Source organism: Yersinia sp. KBS0713 (assembly GCF_005937895.2).
In the GTDB taxonomy this organism is placed as follows: domain Bacteria; phylum Pseudomonadota; class Gammaproteobacteria; order Enterobacterales; family Enterobacteriaceae; genus Yersinia; species Yersinia bercovieri.
The window spans coordinates 996,450-1,013,447 of sequence record NZ_CP042173.1 but is presented as its reverse complement, the minus strand read 5'-3'; the positions used below and the strand labels follow the sequence as shown (position 1 = coordinate 1,013,447).

Below are 16,998 nucleotides of genomic sequence, written 5' to 3'. Positions count from 1 at the left end.
ACCTCACGAAAGTTGTTGCGCAGGACGGCGATACGCCCAAATCATCATAATGATACCGGCCAGAATCATAGGTACAGAGAGGATCTGCCCCATGCTGATCACGCCGTCGAACAAGCCAAGCTGAGCATCTGGCTGGCGGAAACACTCCACGATAATGCGGAATACACCATAACCAATCAGGAACAGGCCAGAAACACTGCCCATCGGGCGCGGCTTGCGGATAAACAGGTTTAGGATGATAAACAGCACCACCCCCTCAAGGAGCATTTCGTACAGTTGCGAAGGGTGACGCGGCAATACGCCATATTGGTTAAATATTGCCTGCCATTTTGCCGGATCAGCAGCAACAATCGCAATGTCTTCGCCACGGGAAGTTGGGAATAGCATCGCCCACGGGGTATCGGTCGTGACACGGCCCCATAGCTCGCCATTGATAAAATTACCGAGGCGACCGGCACCTAAACCAAAGGGAATCAGCGGTGCCATAAAGTCGGCAACTTGGAAGAAATGGCGCTTGGTACGGCGGGCGAACCACAACATTACGCAGATAACACCAATCAAACCGCCGTGGAATGACATACCGCCATCCCAGACTTTAAACAGGTAGAGGGGGTTATCGAGGAACATCGGCAGGTTGTAGAACAGAACATAACCGACACGGCCACCAACAAACACACCGAGGAAACCGGCGTAAAGGAGATTTTCGACCTCTTCTTTAGTCCAGCCGCTACCTGGCTTGTTGGCCCGACGAACCGCCAACCACATGGCGAAGACGAAGCCGACCAGGTACATCAGGCCATACCAATGAAGTGAAACCGGGCCAATTGAGAAAATGACCGGATCGAATTTAGGAAACGCCAGATAGCTATTGCTCATCTATCACCACGGAATGTCTATTGTTTTTGGGAAAACAGGTGTTCTTGCCGGTTAGGGCCACAAGTTGCGCATAATAGCATAGGCGGTCACTTAGGGGCGCACCGGAAGGAAAAGTTCTGTAAACAACAGTGATCCTGAAAGTGAGGATTATCCGCCAAAAGCTTTTATGGATATCCCCGAACTCATTGAGGTTGTTGACATCGAACAAACCTATGAATGCCGATGAGTTTCAACGGATAAAGTTACTTACCGCCGCGAATCAACCCACCCAACCCTCGGCGTTCCATAAACGCCGCTGTTAAGTGACGCACATCAGTGGTCATTTGTGCGGTTAATACCCGCTCAGCCAATGCTTGTGCATCTGCCAAATCAATATTACGCAGCAGATATTTAATTCGTGCCACACTGCGGCCATTCATACTGAGATTGCGATAGCCCAATCCAACCAGCAGCAGCGCGCCCATAGGATCGCCAGCCATTTCACCACACAAACTCACCTGCAAACCTGCTTGTGTCGCTTGCGTCAAAATGTGGCTTAGCACTTGCAGCACTGCCGGATGCAGGCTGTCATACAGCGAGGCAACACGAGTGTTGTTGCGATCTACTGCCAGCAAATATTGTGTTAGATCATTGGTACCCACCGAGATGAAATCGACTCGAGATTTCAGGTAAGGCAACATAAAGATCATCGCCGGGACTTCAATCATCACGCCCAATTTCGGCTGTGGTAACTCATAACCCAATACTTCCTGAACCTCGCGCCCGGCGCGGTCAATCAGACGTTTGGCTTCATCGACCTCTTCCAGACTGGTGATCATCGGTAATAAAATACCCAGATTCCCGGTGCCTGCATTGGCGCGAAGCATCGCTCTGACCTGGATCAAAAAGATCTCCGGCTGATCGAGGGTAACACGGATGCCGCGCCAGCCCAGACAAGGGTTCTCTTCGCTAATGGGCATGTAGGGCAGTTGCTTATCTGCGCCAATGTCCAGGGTACGCAAAGTCACGGATTTGTTGGGATAAAGCTGCAACATGCCTTGATATTGCGCGACTTGCTCCTCTTCTGAAGGGAAACCGCTTTGTAACATGAATGGAATTTCAGTGCGGTAGAGGCCCACGCCATCGACTCGTCCCCCCAGCAGTTTTTCATGTTCCGGGCTAAGACCGGCGTTCAGCATGACCTGAATCCGTTCACCACTTTTCAGGGCTGCAGGTTGTTCGACCTCATCCTCAGCCAGCTTGCTGAGTTCAATCTCTTCGGTGACCAGCCGCTGATACTCTTTGATCAGCACAGGCTCAGGATCGACCAACACCTCGCCACGATAGCCATCGACAATCAATAGCCGCTGACTCAGCAGTGCTGGCTGGATATCCGCGCCCATTACCGTCGGGATCCCCATGGCGCGCACCAAAATAGCGGCGTGGGAGTTAGCCGCACCGTCACGCACCACCACACCGACCAGACGATCCTGTGGCACCTCAGCCAATAATGTTGCGGTTAGCTCATCGGCGACCAGAATAAACCGCTCAGGCCATTGGCTGGCCCCGGAAGTGCTGTCGTCGAGGTGAAACAGCAAACGCAAACCTAATGCCCGCAGATCACTAGCACGCTCGCGCATGTAGGTGTCTTGCAAGTTGGCAAATTGCGCCGCAAATTGTTCAACCACCTGTTTCACCGCCCATTCGGCCACAGAACCGGCATCAATTTGCGCGAAAAGCTCACGCTTTAAGCGGGCGTCATTTAGCAAGTGGGAGTAGAGATCAAAAATTGCCGCGCTCTCTTTTTGTGAGCTGGCAGCAAAGCGCTTACTAAAGCGGCGGAATTCAGCCCCGGCCTCTTCCAACGCCTGAGTTAGGCGTTCGCGCTCCTGGACAGTGTCAAGCGTTGAGGCTTCATAAACCAAATCGAGGGAGGGCTGGGAGGTGTCCTGCCACCCTTCAGCAACAGCCACGCCGGGTGCCGCAGCCAGAGCGCGAATTCGCGTTTGACGATATTGACCAAAAATGGCATTAAGCTGAGATTGAGAAAGAATGCCCGCCAGCTGTGTCGCCAGCGTGACCATGAACGACTCTTCGCTCTCATCAAACTGACGATGCTCACGTTGCTGAACCACCAGCACGCCAAGGAGCTGGCGGCGATAGATAATAGGCACCCCAAGAAACGCGCGGAAGCGATCCTCTTTGACTTGCGGAACATATTTAAAACTGGGGTGACTCTGAGCATCAGCCAGGTTAATTGGCTCGGCCAAACGCCCCACCAGCCCAACGATACCTTCGTCAAAAGCCAGCGTAATAATGCGACCACGAGGTTTTTTCAAACCCCGCGTCGCCATCAGGTAGTAACAACGGCGGTCATTATCTGCCAGATAAATCGAGCAAACTTCCGTGTCCATCGCCAGACAGGTTTCATTGACCAACAGCTCTAACGCATCCGTCAGGCTGGTTGCCATCGCCACTTTCTCAACTATTTCTCGCAAACGCATGAGCATGATCGGCTTAACTTAACCTCTTTTACGGCGATAAGCAGGCGGCACCCGTGGCGGAGCAATCTCCTGTACAGGCATGACGGTTGGAGCAAACTCTTTCATTACTCGACGATAAACATCACGTTTAAAAGAGACCACCTGACGCACCGGATACCAATAACTGACCCATCGCCAGCCATCAAACTCCGGGGTACTGCTGCGTTGCATGTTGATATCGGCTTCATTGCACATTAACTGTAGCAGAAACCATCGTTGCTTTTGGCCGATGCACACCGGCTTTGTATCCCAACGCACCAAACGTTTCGGTAATTTATAACGTAACCAGTTACGGGTTGAAGCCAGAATTCGGACATCCTTTTTGTTCAGTCCTACCTCTTCAAAAAGTTCGCGATACATAGCCTGCTCTGGTGTTTCACCGGGGTTAATCCCCCCTTGAGGAAACTGCCAAGAGTGCTGGCCGTAGCGCCTGGCCCACAACACTTCGCCTTGCCGATTACAAATTACGATACCCACGTTCGGGCGGTAGCCATCATCATCGATCACCGGACTACCTCGATAAGCTTAAAAACGCAAAGATACCCTGATTGTTTCACACTAGGAACAGGCGGTAAACCACTGCTTATCAGGCAATAAAACCTGATAACTTTGGGATAACTCACAGATATTAGCAAAGTTATAAACACCCTAAGGAACCGACACACTGTTTTATTCACTTTTTCTGTGGATATAGGTGTGCAGAACTCTAGGGTAAAGCGGGTACAACTCATTTTAAACTAATAATACGATAAAAATATCTAAAAAAATAAATGATTAATTTCAATCAAGTAACAGGTTTCCCACAGGTATCCACACCCCCAAAATGTGATCTATATCCGTTTTGAATCTGGTGCTGGCTAAAGATCCATCAATGCAGTTTTTATCCACAGATAATGAAGCAAAGTTATGCAAAAAATAGCAAAACTCGCAAAAAAAGCGCTCGTCAAGGCTGTAAATTGAACCAGTGATCGTGATTTACTGAGGTTATCCAAGAAATCTGTGGATAAATAGGTGTAAGATCCTGTTCATTATTACTGTCAGTAGGTGCACAAGATAGCCAGAGTAAAAGTATTTCCTTCGCCGAAGCCAAGAAAACTTCCGTTAAATCATGCTATTATTCATTTATACTGCGCTAAGCAACAACACATATACTGCCACTTTTAATTCAGTTTGTTTTTTAACCGACTTTAGCAGGTTTCCATCAATGTCTGTTTATTCACTGCCACCAGCCCCTCCTACCGATGAACATCAACTTTTTCAGCGCGCCCAAGCTTTGTCGGGTTTTACCCTAGGTGAGTTGGCCGCACGTGCACAATGGCTCATCCCAGCAGACTTAAAACGCGTCAAGGGGTGGGTTGGCATGTTGCTGGAGTTCTATCTGGGGGCCAGCGCGGGCAGCAAACCTGAGCAGGATTTTGCGGATATTGGGATTGAGCTGAAAACCATTCCGATCAGCGGCCAAGGCAAGCCGTTGGAAACCACCTTCGTCTGCGTCGCACCATTGACCGGAAATAGCGGTATCACTTGGGAAAATAGCCATGTGCGGCATAAATTGGCCAGAGTCTTGTGGGTGCCGGTCGAAGGAGAGCGGCACATTCCGCTGGCGGAACGCAGGGTTGGTGCCCCTCTATTGTGGAGCCCGAATGCGCAAGAAGATGAGTTGCTACGTCGCGACTGGGAAGAGTTAATGGACCTTATTGTTTTAGGTAGAGTCGAAACCATCACAGCGCGCCATGGCGAGGTGTTGCAGTTACGCCCGAAGGCGGCCAATAGCCGCGCATTGACCGAAGCCATCGGCGAGCAGGGGCAGCCTATCATGACCTTACCCCGTGGATTTTATCTGAAAAAAACCTTTACCGGACCTATGCTGGCTCGCCACTTCCTATTGTAAAATATCACCGAAGTAGATGTTGTTGGCGGCTAAGTCACCACACCAATCACCTCAGAGATGTTCCGATTGATAAATAAAAGCGTATAATTGTATTTTTGTGTTTCCGTAAGGTGTAAAGGCGCAATGTTTGAATGGATTGCCGATCCAAATGCCTGGTTGGCCCTGGGCACGTTAACTATCCTCGAGATCGTTCTCGGGATAGACAATATTATTTTCCTCTCTTTGGTAGTCGCAAAATTACCTAAAGCGCAGCAGAACAAAGCCCGCCGTATAGGTTTGGCTGGGGCAATGTTAATGCGCTTGGCATTACTGGCGTCTATAGCTTGGGTGATTCGCCTGACTGAACCGCTATTTACCCTAGCGGGTCATGGTGTCTCCATGCGGGATTTGATCCTGCTGTTAGGTGGGTTATTCCTGATTTGGAAAGCCAGTAAAGAAATTCATGAAACCATCGAGGGCAGCGATACTGAGCACAGCAGCAACGTTAGCTCATTCTTCGGTGCCATCGTGCAAATCATGCTGCTGGATATCATCTTTAGTCTGGATTCGGTCATCACAGCGGTTGGGCTGTCGGACCATCTGTTCATTATGATGGCTGCGGTAATTATTTCTGTGGGTGTGATGATGTTTGCTGCCAGACCGATTGGTGAATTTGTAAACCGTCACCCATCAGTCAAAATGTTGGCGCTCTCTTTCCTGATTCTGGTCGGTTTCACGCTGATGCTGGAAAGTTTCCAGATCCACATTCCAAAAGGCTACATCTACTTCGCAATGTTCTTCTCAATGGGTGTTGAAACCCTGAATCTGATGCGCGGAAAGAAAAGTAAGCCTGCTGATAAAAAAGCATAATCACCTCCGGGTGCGGTTCAACGCACCCGTTTCTCACTTTTTTTTACACTTTCGCCTTACAGGCTTCCCCCTACTGCTGCGCTTCGTTATAGTCGAATAAGGCGGGTTTGACTTATACCCAAATCATTGGCGGGACAGCAACGCCAAGTCCCCAGGGTATGGCCTGATAATTTTAGACATTAAGGAAGGTCGGCAATGCAATATCATCGTATCCCCCACAGTTCACTAGAAGTCAGCCTGTTGGGTCTGGGCACCATGACTTTTGGTGAGCAAAACAGTGAAGCCGATGCCCATGCTCAACTGGATTATGCCGTTGCAGCTGGTATTAACTTAATCGATACCGCAGAGATGTACCCTGTTCCCCCAAGGCCAGAAACCCAAGGGTTAACCGAGCAATACATCGGGAATTGGATAAAAGCACGCGGTAGCCGGGATAAAATCATCTTAGCCAGCAAGGTCTCCGGGCCATCTCGCGGCAGCGATCAGCCGATTCGTCCGAATATGGCGCTGGATCGGAAAAACATTCGCATCGCACTGGAAGATAGCCTTCGGCGGCTCAATACCGATTATCTCGATATTTATCAATTACATTGGCCACAGCGGGAGACCAACTGTTTTGGCAAGCTGAACTATCGCTATAGCGAACAAACCGCCGTTGTGACCCTGCTTGAAACCCTGGAAGCGCTGAATGAGCAAGTGCGGGCCGGTAAAATTCGTTATATTGGTGTCTCGAATGAAACGCCGTGGGGAGTAATGCGTTATCTGCAACTGGCAGAGAAACATGATCTCCCGCGCATTGTGTCGATTCAAAACCCCTACAGCCTGCTTAACCGCAGCTTTGAAGTGGGTTTAGCTGAGATTAGCCAGCACGAAGGAGTTGAACTACTGGCCTACTCCAGCCTCGCATTCGGCACCCTGAGCGGCAAATACCTTAATGGCGCAAAACCTGCTGGTGCACGCAATACTCTGTTCAGTCGTTTCACCCGTTATACCGGCAGCCAACCTCAGTTAGCTGTCGCTGAATACGTGGCGCTGGCAAAACGTCACGGCCTCGATCCGGCGCAGATGGCATTGGCCTTCGTGCGGCAACAACCCTTTGTAGCCAGCACACTGTTAGGTGCAACCACACTGGAGCAGCTGAAAAGTAATATTGATAGCCAGAATGTGGTGTTGAGTCAGGAAGTGTTAGATGCATTGGAAGAGATTCATACTCGCTTCACTTTTCCTGCACCATAAGCGCCTGAATTCAAATGACAGAAGGCCGCTCAGCTTCGCGGATCAACGAGGCCATCCGCCCGTGATATCGGCCGACGTTTCCAGGAAAGCTATGCCTGAACTATACTTTAGGGGTCTGTGGTAGAGCTGATATCAGCCTATCCACATCCCTATTTAATGTTCTTTACTGATAATACAGGGCATAAAATGGCAAAAAAACCGAATATCCTATTGGTACACGGCGCATGGGGTGATGGCTCTCACTGGCGTCATGTTATTCCTGCGCTACACGACAAGGGCTATCCTGTCTACGCGGTACAAAACCCATTGACATCATTAGCAGATGACGTGGAACGTACGAAAAAGTTGGCGGCATCACTGGAAGGCCCCACGATTCTGGTAGGCCACTCCTATGGCGGGATGGTGATTTCGCAACTTGGCGACCTGCCGCAGGTTGTCGGGCTGGTCTATATTGCCGCCTTTGCGCCAGATAAAGGTGAAAGCCTCGGCTCTATTTTCCAACTGCGCGACCTCCCTTCCGGTGCAGCCAATTTGGTTCCGGATCAAGATGGTTTTCTTTGGATTAAGCGGGATAAATTCCACGAAAGTTTCTGTCACGACTTAGACAAAACCGAAGCCATCGTGATGGCTGTCGCGCAGAAACCGACCTCAGGCCACTGCTTTGAAGACGTCTCGGCAGAACCGGCGTGGAAAACTAAACCCAGTTGGTATCAGATTTCCAATCAGGACAATATGATCCCGCCAGAAACTCAGCAGTGGTTTACTGAGCGGATGAAACCGAAGAAAACCATTCGTCTCGACTCCAGCCATGCCTCTCTGGCTTCCCATCCCAATGAGATCATCGCATTGATTGAAGAGGCGGCCAAGGGCCATTAACCGACGCCCCTGAAGGCCAATAATATCTGGCTCCGGGGCGCTTTAACCCCTGAGCCAATACTGACAAAACTCCCTGATTGATCCGCCCCTTGCATTCACCTGCAGCATTAATGCGCTCTTTGGTTTGGCTGTCGTCACTCCACCGTTTTATGCCGCAGTTGCCACCACTGCCAGCCCCAAAGTAGTGCGATAGCCAGTGCAAATATCACACCGAACCCCACGCCGACTGCCACCACGGGCACCCCAAGTTTGACCACCATTGAGAACAAACCCAGCATTAGCAACATGGCGGTGTTCTCACCCAGATTCTGCACGGCGATAGCATTACCCGTACCAACACTCTGTTTACCGCGCTCTTGTAGCAAGGCATTGAGTGGCACCACAAAAAATCCGCCCAAAATCCCGATGATAATCAACAGCAAATAAGCCATTGGCATACTGTGTTGCAGGGCGAAAATGGCCACCACCACCCCAATCAACACACCTGCGGGTAGGCAGCGTTTCACAGTTTTAAGGGTAACAAAGCGCGCGGCTGCTCCAGCGCCAACCACAATCCCTATCGCCACCATGGCATTGAGTAAGGTCGGCGTGGTGTTATCGGTAATCCCTAGCGCGATAGGCACCCAGAGTACCAGTAGAAAGCGCAGCGTGACCCCCGCCCCCCAAAACAGGCTGGTTCCCGCCAGTGAGAAGCGAGTTTCGCCGTCACGCCATAGGAGTCGACACGCGGTAAAAAAGCTGCTCGTCATCGCCCGAGGCCGCCATGAGCTGCCCGCTCGGGCAGCCGCTAAGCGGGGAATAAATAAGTTGGCGACCACCGCAATGGCGTACACCAGCGCACAGGCCCCTAAGGCGGCCATCAAATTCCAGTCGGCCAGCACACCGCCGGCCACTGAACCCAGTAAAATAGCGGCGATAGTCGAGGCTTCCATCATGCCATTCGCTTTCACTAGTTGCTCGCCGGAGGTGATCTCACCCAAGATGCCATATTTAGCCGGTGAATAAGCCGCAGCCCCAACCCCCACCAGGCTATAGCCCAAGAAGGGATTGAAACCAAAGCAGATCACCAGCGCGCCAGCTAACTTCAAGCCGTTCGCCACCATCATCACTCGCCCTTTCGCGAAACTGTCAGCAAACTGCCCGACAAAAGGTGCCAGAATGATATAGGTCGCGACAAAAGCCATCTGCAAAATGGGCTGGCTCCAGTCGGGATATAACTGCTGCTTAATGAGCGCCAGGGTGGCAAAAAGCAGCGCATTATCGCCAAATGCCGAGAAAAACTGGGCGCAGAGTACCGCAATCATCCCTCGGGATAACAAAGGTTTATCGGCTATTGCTTGCTGACTCATACGCTCATCTCCGGATCTTCCGCCATTTTGCTTAACGTCACAAAGTCAGGTTTACCACTGCCGAGCAGTGGCAATGCTTTCACCACCCGAATATCCCGCGGGACGGCCAGCTCAGGCACGCCGCTCGCGCGCGCGGCTTTTATCAATTGCTCGCGGGTCATCCCACTGTCGGTGGTAAACAGCACCAAGGCCTCACCTTTGGCACTGTCGGTTTTAGCCGCCGCAGCATGTTGCCCCTCTGGCGAGATTCGCAGTGCCAGTTGCTCCACGCTCTCTAGTGAAACCATTTCGCCCGCCAATTTGGCAAAACGCTTCATTCGACCACGAATCGCGCAGAACCCCTGCTCATCAATGGCAACAATATCACCGGTGTCATACCAACCGGCCTCCCGTTCACCCTGCGCATTTTCAGCCGAAGGCGGCTCCAGTACCGCGGGATTTTCTACCCGCAGGTAGCCGCGCATGATATTGGGGCCGCGTAGCTGCAAACGCCCCCCTTGATCGATGCCCGGCACCTTAATCAATCGAGACTCCATCCCCGGCAGAATGCGGCCGACACTATTCACTTTCGCCGCCATCGGCACGTTTATTGCCACCACTGGCGCGCACTCAGTGACGCCATAACCTTCCAAAATGCGAATGCCGAATTTGTCCTGCCAAATCTGCTTGGTGCTATCGGCTAATTTCTCGGCTCCCGCCACCACATAGCGCAAGCGAGCAAAATCATAGGGGTGCGCAAAGCGGGCATAGTTGCCCAGGAAGGTTGAGGTGCCAAACAGCACGGTACAGTTACGGTCATACACCAGCTCGGGGACTACACGATAGTGCAGTGGGCTGGGGTAAAGAAATACGCGGCTACCGGTCATCAGCGGGGTGAATAACCCAACGGTCAAGCCAAAGGCATGGAACAGCGGCAGTGACGACATAAAGCGATCACGGGGCGTAAAGTCGGCAATAGTGCGGATTTGTTCAACATTCGCCAATAAACTGGCGTGCGAATGCACCACCCCTTTCGGATTGCCTTCAGAGCCGGAGGTAAACAAAATCAGGGCATTGTCATCAGCCTGCTGTGGCAGCATCGCCCGGCGCGGGCAGCATAAGTGGAATAAAATCCATAATTTATCTGCGAGTGTCACGGTATCTTTGAGATCTTCCAGATAGACCCAACTGGCCTCAGTCACCTGTTCCGGCAGATGTGTCAGCTTACCTTTCTCCAGAAACTGGCGCGATGTGACGATAGTTTTCAATGAGGCCGCAGTCATCGCACTCTTCAGCCCCTTGGCACCCGAGGTGTAATTTAGCAGCGCCGGAATGCGCCCGCGCACTGAAGCCCCGAAAATAGCCGCCGCCGTGATGGTCGCGTTTGGCAGTAACATGCCAACGTGCTCCCCCGGCGCGGTAAAACGTTGCAAGATACGGCTGACACCAAGGATCTTCTTCAGCAACGTTTGGTAACTATCCTCCTTAAAGGAGATATCTTCGATACAGGGCTTAAAGCGCCCATAGCGAGTTTGGGCCGCCAGCAGCGCTTCAAACAGGGTTTCTCGTGGCACAATAGCCATGCGGGCCGCCATCATAATGGCATGTAAGCGCTCACCAGCCAGAACCCGGCGCTCACGGGCGCGCGGCGCTTGCGGCATCGGTAGATGGGTGGCGGGTAAGACATAAATGCTGATTTTCGGGAACCAGCGGACTTTCAGTACCTCAGCTAATCGGCCAAAGCGGCTAAATTCGGGGCCTTCCAACCGGATGGGAACCACCGCTGCACCGGATTTCGCGGCAACAAATGCAGCACCATCATAGATTTTCATCAATGAACCGGTCACGGTGATGCGCCCTTCAGGGAATATCACCACCGGCCTGCCCTGTTCGACCATTCTGACCAACTGTTTGATGGCCATGGGTTTGGTGGGATCGAGGGCGACGAAATCGACGTATGGCTTGAGAGTGCGCATAAACCAGCTCTCGGTGACACTGGAGTAGACCGCAAAAACCGGCTTAATCGGCAGAAAGAGTGCTAACAAAATACCATCGAGGAAGGAGACATGATTGGGCGTAATGATCAGTTTCTGATGCGTAAACTGGTCAGTTACCCCCTCAATGGTGACACGAAATAACCCACGAAAAAGAGTGCGCAGCAAGCGATAAACCATCTCTGTCTCTCTATAAGTCAATGAATCCGATAAAGAGAGAATACTATAATAGTGGCGGATTTATCTGTAGGGAGAAGCTGAAAGTGGCGGGCGCGAACAAATAAAAAAAAACCTACGCATCTGCGTAGGTCGGTGCAAATCAAAAACTGGTTTTTAACACACAGCGTATGTTGATTACTCACCAATTAATACCTCTGGGACAATCAGGATAGCCGTTTGTGTGCTGCCACAGCTAGCTAGCAATCGAAACATTTGCGTGCAAAGTGTAACCAGCAGTGAACATTGTCAAAAAGGCGAAAAGGTTTGTAATTCATTGCAGTAGCGCCCCTATTCACAAAGTGCGACCTCCACTAAACAACTCATCGCATTCGGCCCCTGGGTCAAGGGAGAGGTTCCAATATCCAAAGTCAGAACATTAGGATTACCCGATTGCTCAACTTTATGCTGCTTGCCACCAAAACCGGGATCAAACCAAGCACCGGTTGCCATCAGCACCACGCCACGGGTCACACCATCAGTAATCCGTACCCCCGCCAGGCAGCTGCCACGTAAATTGCTGATTTGCACCTGACTGCCATCGGTAATTTCGCGGCTGGCCGCATCTTGTGGATGCATATAGAGTGTTTCACGGCCCGCAGTTTTATTGCCCTGCGCTAATGGCGCGGGATCGAGCTGACTGTGCAGGCGATCTGCCGGTTGAATCGAGATCAAATGCAGCGGCCACTGCCCAGCTTCGGGCGCGCCCAGCCACTCTACCGGCGGTTTCCACTCGGCATGTGGCGCAAAATCGGCATATTGGTAACTGGCGATCTTCTCACTAAACAGCTCAATTTTGCCACTGGGTGTCTGTAGCGGATGCGCCTGTGGATCGCTACGGAAGTTATCGAAGAACACGAACTCTTGTTGCGGTGCCGGAAGATCAACATGGCCCCGCTGCCAGAATGTCGCAAAATCTGGCCACTCAACCCCATGCGGCTGTTGGGCAACACCGCACTCTTGGTAGATATGCCGAATCCACGCCATCTCATCGCGGCCCTCGGTAAAGTCGTCGCGATAACCCAGCCGTTCAGCCAGATCGGCGAAGATATCAAAGTCGTTGCGGGCCTGATGCTGTGGCGCAATCGCCTGATGCATTGCCAGAACATAGCGATCCCGTGATGAGCCGCCAATATCATTGCGCTCCAGCGAACTGGTCACTGGCAGCACGATATCCGCCATTTTAGCCGCCGGTGTCCACCAGATATCCTGCACAATCACCGTATCCGGCTTTTGCCACCCCTCCACCAGCCGATTCAGCTGTTGATGATGGTGGAATGGATTGCCGCCCGCCCAATGCACCAGGTGAATATCGGGATAGGTGTGGGTTTCGCCCTGAAACTGATAAGGCTGCCCCGGTTGCAGCAGCATGTCACAAATCCGCGCCACTGGGATCGCCAGCCCGGAGGGATTTTTGCCGACAGGCATTGTTGGCCCAGGGGTGTCGATACGCGGGTTACCCACCCCATTCATCGAGCCGTGACCAAATGAGAAGCCGCCGCCGGGCAGCCCCACTTGCCCCAACATGGCCGATAGCGCAATCACCATCCAGTAAGGTTGTTCGCCGCGATGGGCGCGCTGTACTGAATAGGAGCAGGTCATAAAGCTGCGCACACCAATAAGTTGCTGCGCTAATTGGCTAATTCTTGCCGCCGGAATGCCGGTAATCTCACTGGCCCAATCCGGTGTTTTCGCCACACCGTCATTCACGCCACGGATGTAATCCGCTAATTGCTCATAGCCCACACAGTGGGTGGCGAGGAAAGATTCATCCTGCCCATCAAAGCGTTGGATTTCATAAGCCAGCGCCAGCATCAGTGCCACATCGGTATTCGGGCGGATTGGTATCCACTCCGCATTGACAAAAGCCGGGCAGTCGTCTCGCATCGGGCTGATGTTGATAACCGGCGTGCCTTTTTGCGCCAGCTTCTCCAGCCAGGGTTTTAGTGAGTGTTCCGCCGAGCCGCCAGAAGAGACTTGGGCATTTTTCAGTGCCAGCCCACCAAAGGCGATAAACAGCTCGCAATGATCAACCACACTCGGCCATGATGTCACCCTGCCAGTCAGCGGGCTAAAAGTCCCAATCACATAGGGCAGGAAGAACTGTGCCGATCCCCAGCTGTAATTGCCCATTTGATCGACACCACCACCGCCAGCGAAATAGAAACGCCGGACTAATGAGCGTGCGTGATGTAAACGCCCAGCAGAAGACCAACCGTATGAGCCGGTAAATAGCCCTGAAGGGCCATAGCGATCCCGCACCCGGCGACTCTCTTCGGCCACTAAATCCAGCGCCACATCCCAATCTACCTCGACAAAATCCTCCCGCCCGCGCAGGGTGCGATCACTTCTCTCCCGCTGTTGTAGCCATGAACGCCGTATTGCTGGTTTGCGAATACGTTTGTCGGAATAAACCATCGGCGTGATGGATGCCAGTAGTGGCGAAGGGTTGGAGTCATCGGCAAAAGGCTCACAGCGGATTAACTTACCATCTTCGACGACAGCAGTATAAGCGCCCCAGTGGGCAAGCTGGGGGTAACGGATGATGGACATGGGTATCTCAGACGATTGATTAGAAGGTAAACTTAACACCCATCAGGTCATAAAACCAAAGCACAATTTCGACTAAATATGATGTTTTGGTACTAAGGAAAATGCCAGCGATAGGGGGCAATAGTGCATCTGGAGTCGCGAAAGCAACCGCTAATACGCCTAATTGCTTTTTCTTTAGTTTTTTCTCACCAAGTTGCGATCATCCCCCCTTGCGGGCAAGGCGGTTTTCCGCAAAACTGAGTGATGTAAGCGATTACCCTAAAAATTTCTGGAAGAAAAATGGCCACTATTAAGGATGTTGCCAAGCTGGCGGGTGTTTCCGTCGCGACGGTATCTCGTGTTATCAATAATTCGCCTAAGGCCAGTGAGGCATCACGTGTGGCGGTATCTAGCGCCATGGAGCAGTTGCAGTATCACCCCAATGCCAATGCCCGCGCGTTGGCCCAGCAATCCACCGAAACTGTCGGTATGATTGTCTCTGATGTGTCAGATCCCTTCTTTGGCTCCATGGTAAAAGCGGTAGAACAAGTGGCCTATGCCACCGGTAATTTCCTGCTGATTGGTAACGGTTACCATGATGCGGAGAGAGAGCGCCAGGCTATCGAGCAACTGATCCGCCATCGTTGCGCCGCGCTGGTGGTTCACGCCAAAAAATTATCTGATGAAGAATTGACCTCACTAATGGAACAAATTCCCGGCATGGTGCTGATCAATCGCACTCTGCCCGGCTTCGAAACCCGCTGTGTCGCATTAGATGATCGTTACGGTGCCTGGTTGGCCACTCGCCATCTGATTCAGCAAGGCCATAAGCGGATAGCGATTATCTGCTCCAACCATCAGATTTCCGATGCCATTGACCGCCTGCAAGGCTATCTGGATGCACTAAAAGAGTTTGATATCGCCGTTGATGATCGTTTGATCTCTTACGGTACACCGGATGAGATCGGTGGCGAACAAGCCATGACCGACCTGCTTGGCCGTGGCAAACATTTCACCGCCGTCACCTGTTATAACGACTCCATGGCCGCAGGCGCCCTGTCGGTTCTCAGTGATAACAGCATCGAAGTGCCGCAAGAGATCTCACTGATCGGTTTTGACGATGTTTTGATCTCTCGCTATTTGCGACCACGACTGACCACCATCCGCTACCCGGTAGTGGCGATGGCAACACAAGCGGCGGAGTTAGCACTGGCGCTGGCCAACCATACTCCGCTGCCAGAGATAACCAATATGTTTAGCCCGACACTGGTGCGCCGCCACTCTGTCGCCAGCCCGCAAACCGTGGTCGAGGAGTGAAGCGGTGGACTGCCGTCATTAAACCAACTCTAACGCGATCAGCTCCTCGATGGTTTGCCGACGGCGGATTAAACGCGGCTGCCCTTGCTCGAACAGCACTTCCGGCAATAGCGGGCGGCTGTTGTAGTTAGATGACATCGACGCGCCATAAGCGCCGGTATCATGGAACACCAGATAGTCGCCAATTCGGGCCGCAGGCAGTGGCCGCGTCTCTAGCCCGCCCCCCGCTTCCTGAGTAAAGACATCACCTGACTCACAAAGCGGGCCACCGACCACCGTCTCAATAAGCGGTTCAGCGCTGAGTGAGCGCCCATCCGCCGGTAGCAGCGAAATATGGTGGTAGCTGCCGTACATCGCAGGGCGCATCAAATCGTTAAAGCCCGCATCCACCAACACATAGTGACGGCTACCCATCTCTTTAACCGCCCGCACCTGCGCGATTAGCGCACCAGACTCCGCCACCAGAAAACGGCCCGGCTCAATTTCCAGGCTGACCGGATGACCCAAGTGGGCGGCGATGCGCTCACGGGCGCTGTTCCATAAGCCGTAGTAATGCTCGGTATCAATCTCATCATCGCCAAACTGATAAGGGATCGACAAGCCGCCGCCTGCCGAAATTGCGCTGATATCCTGCCCCAGTGTTACCACCTGCTCAACCATCGCGTCACAGACCTGCTCCAGATGTTGGTAGTCAACACCCGAGCCAATGTGCATGTGAATACCGACCAGGGTTAAACCGTACTGCGCTATTTTCTCGATAGCCTGCGGTAGATCTTGATACCAGATACCGTGCTTGCTGTTTTCCCCCCCCGTATTGGTTTTCTGGCTGTGACCATGACCAAAACCTGGGTTGACGCGCAGCCAAACGGGATGGCCGGGCGCCTGTTGCCCCAGTTGATCCAGCATGTCGATGGAGCCAGCATTGACCGGAATAGCTAACTCCGTCACCCGCAATAGGGTGGCCTGATCCAGCAGATCAGCAGTAAACACAATTTCGGCCGGTTCTTGCCCCGGCTGGAAACCAGCAATTAGTGCGCGCTCAATTTCACCCAACGAGACTGAATCCACTTTGACCCCCTGCTCACGCATCAGGCGCAGAATATGAATATTCGAACAGGCTTTTTGCGCAAAACGGATCACATCAAAGTGGCGTAATTGATTGATACGCTGAGTAATAATGTCACCATCATAGGCCCACACTGGGCAGCCAAAACGCGCAGGCAGAGCAATCAGGTTTTGGGCGGTCAGGGCCGAAGAGGTGTCGTTAAGTGCGCGCGGCATAGGGTTTTCCTAATAATTGGGTCAATCAATATGTTGAGCGAAAGAAACGGTTTCGCTGATACCTTATTATTAACAATCCT

The 16,998-nt window shown here is 52.2% G+C and carries 12 protein-coding genes; 5 read left to right on the top strand and 7 right to left on the bottom strand.

What is annotated here, in order from left to right:
• Positions 1-3: 3 nt before the first annotated feature.
• From lgt to rppH, 3 genes are all read right to left on the bottom strand, one after another.
• Positions 4-876 carry a prolipoprotein diacylglyceryl transferase gene (gene lgt, locus FFE93_RS04690; protein WP_005272902.1) on the bottom strand — a complete coding sequence of 291 codons (873 nt, stop codon included), beginning with the start codon at positions 874-876 and terminating at the stop codon, positions 4-6.
• Positions 877-1,118: 242 nt separating this feature from the next.
• Positions 1,119-3,365, bottom strand: coding sequence for a phosphoenolpyruvate--protein phosphotransferase (gene ptsP / locus FFE93_RS04685; protein ID WP_049602550.1), 2,247 nt, complete (start codon positions 3,363-3,365; stop codon positions 1,119-1,121).
• Positions 3,366-3,377: 12 nt separating this feature from the next.
• Entirely contained in the window at positions 3,378-3,905 is a 528-nt protein-coding gene (gene rppH / locus FFE93_RS04680; RefSeq protein ID WP_005272897.1) for an RNA pyrophosphohydrolase, read from the bottom strand.
• 697 nt (positions 3,906-4,602) lie between these two features.
• Between rppH and mutH the strand changes: the two genes are divergently transcribed.
• From mutH to FFE93_RS04655, 4 genes are all read left to right on the top strand, one after another.
• Positions 4,603-5,289: a DNA mismatch repair endonuclease MutH gene (gene mutH, locus FFE93_RS04670; RefSeq protein ID WP_057647716.1), complete on the top strand. Its 687-nt coding sequence runs from the start codon at positions 4,603-4,605 to the stop codon at positions 5,287-5,289.
• Between the two features lie 123 nt (positions 5,290-5,412).
• Complete coding sequence (locus FFE93_RS04665; RefSeq protein ID WP_005272887.1) at positions 5,413-6,138, top strand: TerC family protein; 726 nt, start codon at positions 5,413-5,415, stop codon at positions 6,136-6,138.
• A gap of 195 nt (positions 6,139-6,333) precedes the next feature.
• Entirely contained in the window at positions 6,334-7,374 is a 1,041-nt protein-coding gene (locus FFE93_RS04660; RefSeq protein ID WP_005272884.1) for an NADP(H)-dependent aldo-keto reductase, read from the top strand.
• A 186-nt stretch (positions 7,375-7,560) separates the two neighbouring features.
• Positions 7,561-8,250, top strand: a complete 690-nt coding sequence (locus FFE93_RS04655) for an alpha/beta hydrolase (protein ID WP_032897319.1) — start codon at positions 7,561-7,563, stop codon at positions 8,248-8,250.
• Positions 8,251-8,384: 134 nt separating this feature from the next.
• Here FFE93_RS04655 and lplT read toward each other — a convergent pair whose 3' ends face one another.
• The 3 genes from lplT to FFE93_RS04640 all read right to left on the bottom strand — a co-directional run bounded on the left by lplT (position 8,385) and on the right by FFE93_RS04640 (position 14,341).
• The gene (gene lplT / locus FFE93_RS04650; protein WP_138774864.1) at positions 8,385-9,599 is read right to left on the bottom strand and encodes a lysophospholipid transporter LplT; all 1,215 of its coding nucleotides are present in this window, start codon (positions 9,597-9,599) and stop codon (positions 8,385-8,387) included.
• Entirely contained in the window at positions 9,596-11,752 is a 2,157-nt protein-coding gene (gene aas, locus FFE93_RS04645) for a bifunctional acyl-ACP--phospholipid O-acyltransferase/long-chain-fatty-acid--ACP ligase (protein WP_138774863.1), read from the bottom strand. Before aas ends, lplT begins: the two co-directional genes overlap by 4 nt.
• 327 nt (positions 11,753-12,079) lie before the next feature.
• Entirely contained in the window at positions 12,080-14,341 is a 2,262-nt protein-coding gene (locus FFE93_RS04640; RefSeq protein WP_005272875.1) for a molybdopterin guanine dinucleotide-containing S/N-oxide reductase, read from the bottom strand.
• A gap of 279 nt (positions 14,342-14,620) precedes the next feature.
• Between FFE93_RS04640 and galR the strand changes: the two genes are divergently transcribed.
• The gene (galR, locus tag FFE93_RS04635; RefSeq protein WP_005272873.1) at positions 14,621-15,637 is read left to right on the top strand and encodes an HTH-type transcriptional regulator GalR; all 1,017 of its coding nucleotides are present in this window, start codon (positions 14,621-14,623) and stop codon (positions 15,635-15,637) included.
• 18 nt (positions 15,638-15,655) lie between these two features.
• On the opposite strand, the gene lysA is transcribed toward galR, so the two are convergent.
• A complete protein-coding gene (gene lysA, locus FFE93_RS04630) occupies positions 15,656-16,918 on the bottom strand; it encodes a diaminopimelate decarboxylase (RefSeq protein WP_138774862.1) in 1,263 nt (420 codons plus the stop codon).
• Positions 16,919-16,998 lie beyond the last annotated feature (80 nt).

Excerpts from the sequence above, each read along its gene's own strand:
- FFE93_RS04665 (WP_005272887.1), top strand. The coding sequence starts at position 5,413 with ATGTTTGAATGGATTGCCGATCCAAATGCCTGGTTGGCCCTGGGCACG.
- mutH (WP_057647716.1), top strand. The coding sequence starts at position 4,603 with ATGTCTGTTTATTCACTGCCACCAGCCCCTCCTACCGATGAACATCAA.
- lgt (WP_005272902.1), bottom strand. The coding sequence starts at position 876 with ATGAGCAATAGCTATCTGGCGTTTCCTAAATTCGATCCGGTCATTTTC.
- FFE93_RS04655 (WP_032897319.1), top strand. The coding sequence starts at position 7,561 with ATGGCAAAAAAACCGAATATCCTATTGGTACACGGCGCATGGGGTGAT.
- lplT (WP_138774864.1), bottom strand. The coding sequence starts at position 9,599 with ATGAGTCAGCAAGCAATAGCCGATAAACCTTTGTTATCCCGAGGGATG.
- aas (WP_138774863.1), bottom strand. The coding sequence starts at position 11,752 with ATGGTTTATCGCTTGCTGCGCACTCTTTTTCGTGGGTTATTTCGTGTC.
- FFE93_RS04660 (WP_005272884.1), top strand. The coding sequence starts at position 6,334 with ATGCAATATCATCGTATCCCCCACAGTTCACTAGAAGTCAGCCTGTTG.
- lysA (WP_138774862.1), bottom strand. The coding sequence starts at position 16,918 with ATGCCGCGCGCACTTAACGACACCTCTTCGGCCCTGACCGCCCAAAAC.
- FFE93_RS04640 (WP_005272875.1), bottom strand. The coding sequence starts at position 14,341 with ATGTCCATCATCCGTTACCCCCAGCTTGCCCACTGGGGCGCTTATACT.
- galR (WP_005272873.1), top strand. The coding sequence starts at position 14,621 with ATGGCCACTATTAAGGATGTTGCCAAGCTGGCGGGTGTTTCCGTCGCG.
- ptsP (WP_049602550.1), bottom strand. The coding sequence starts at position 3,365 with ATGCTCATGCGTTTGCGAGAAATAGTTGAGAAAGTGGCGATGGCAACC.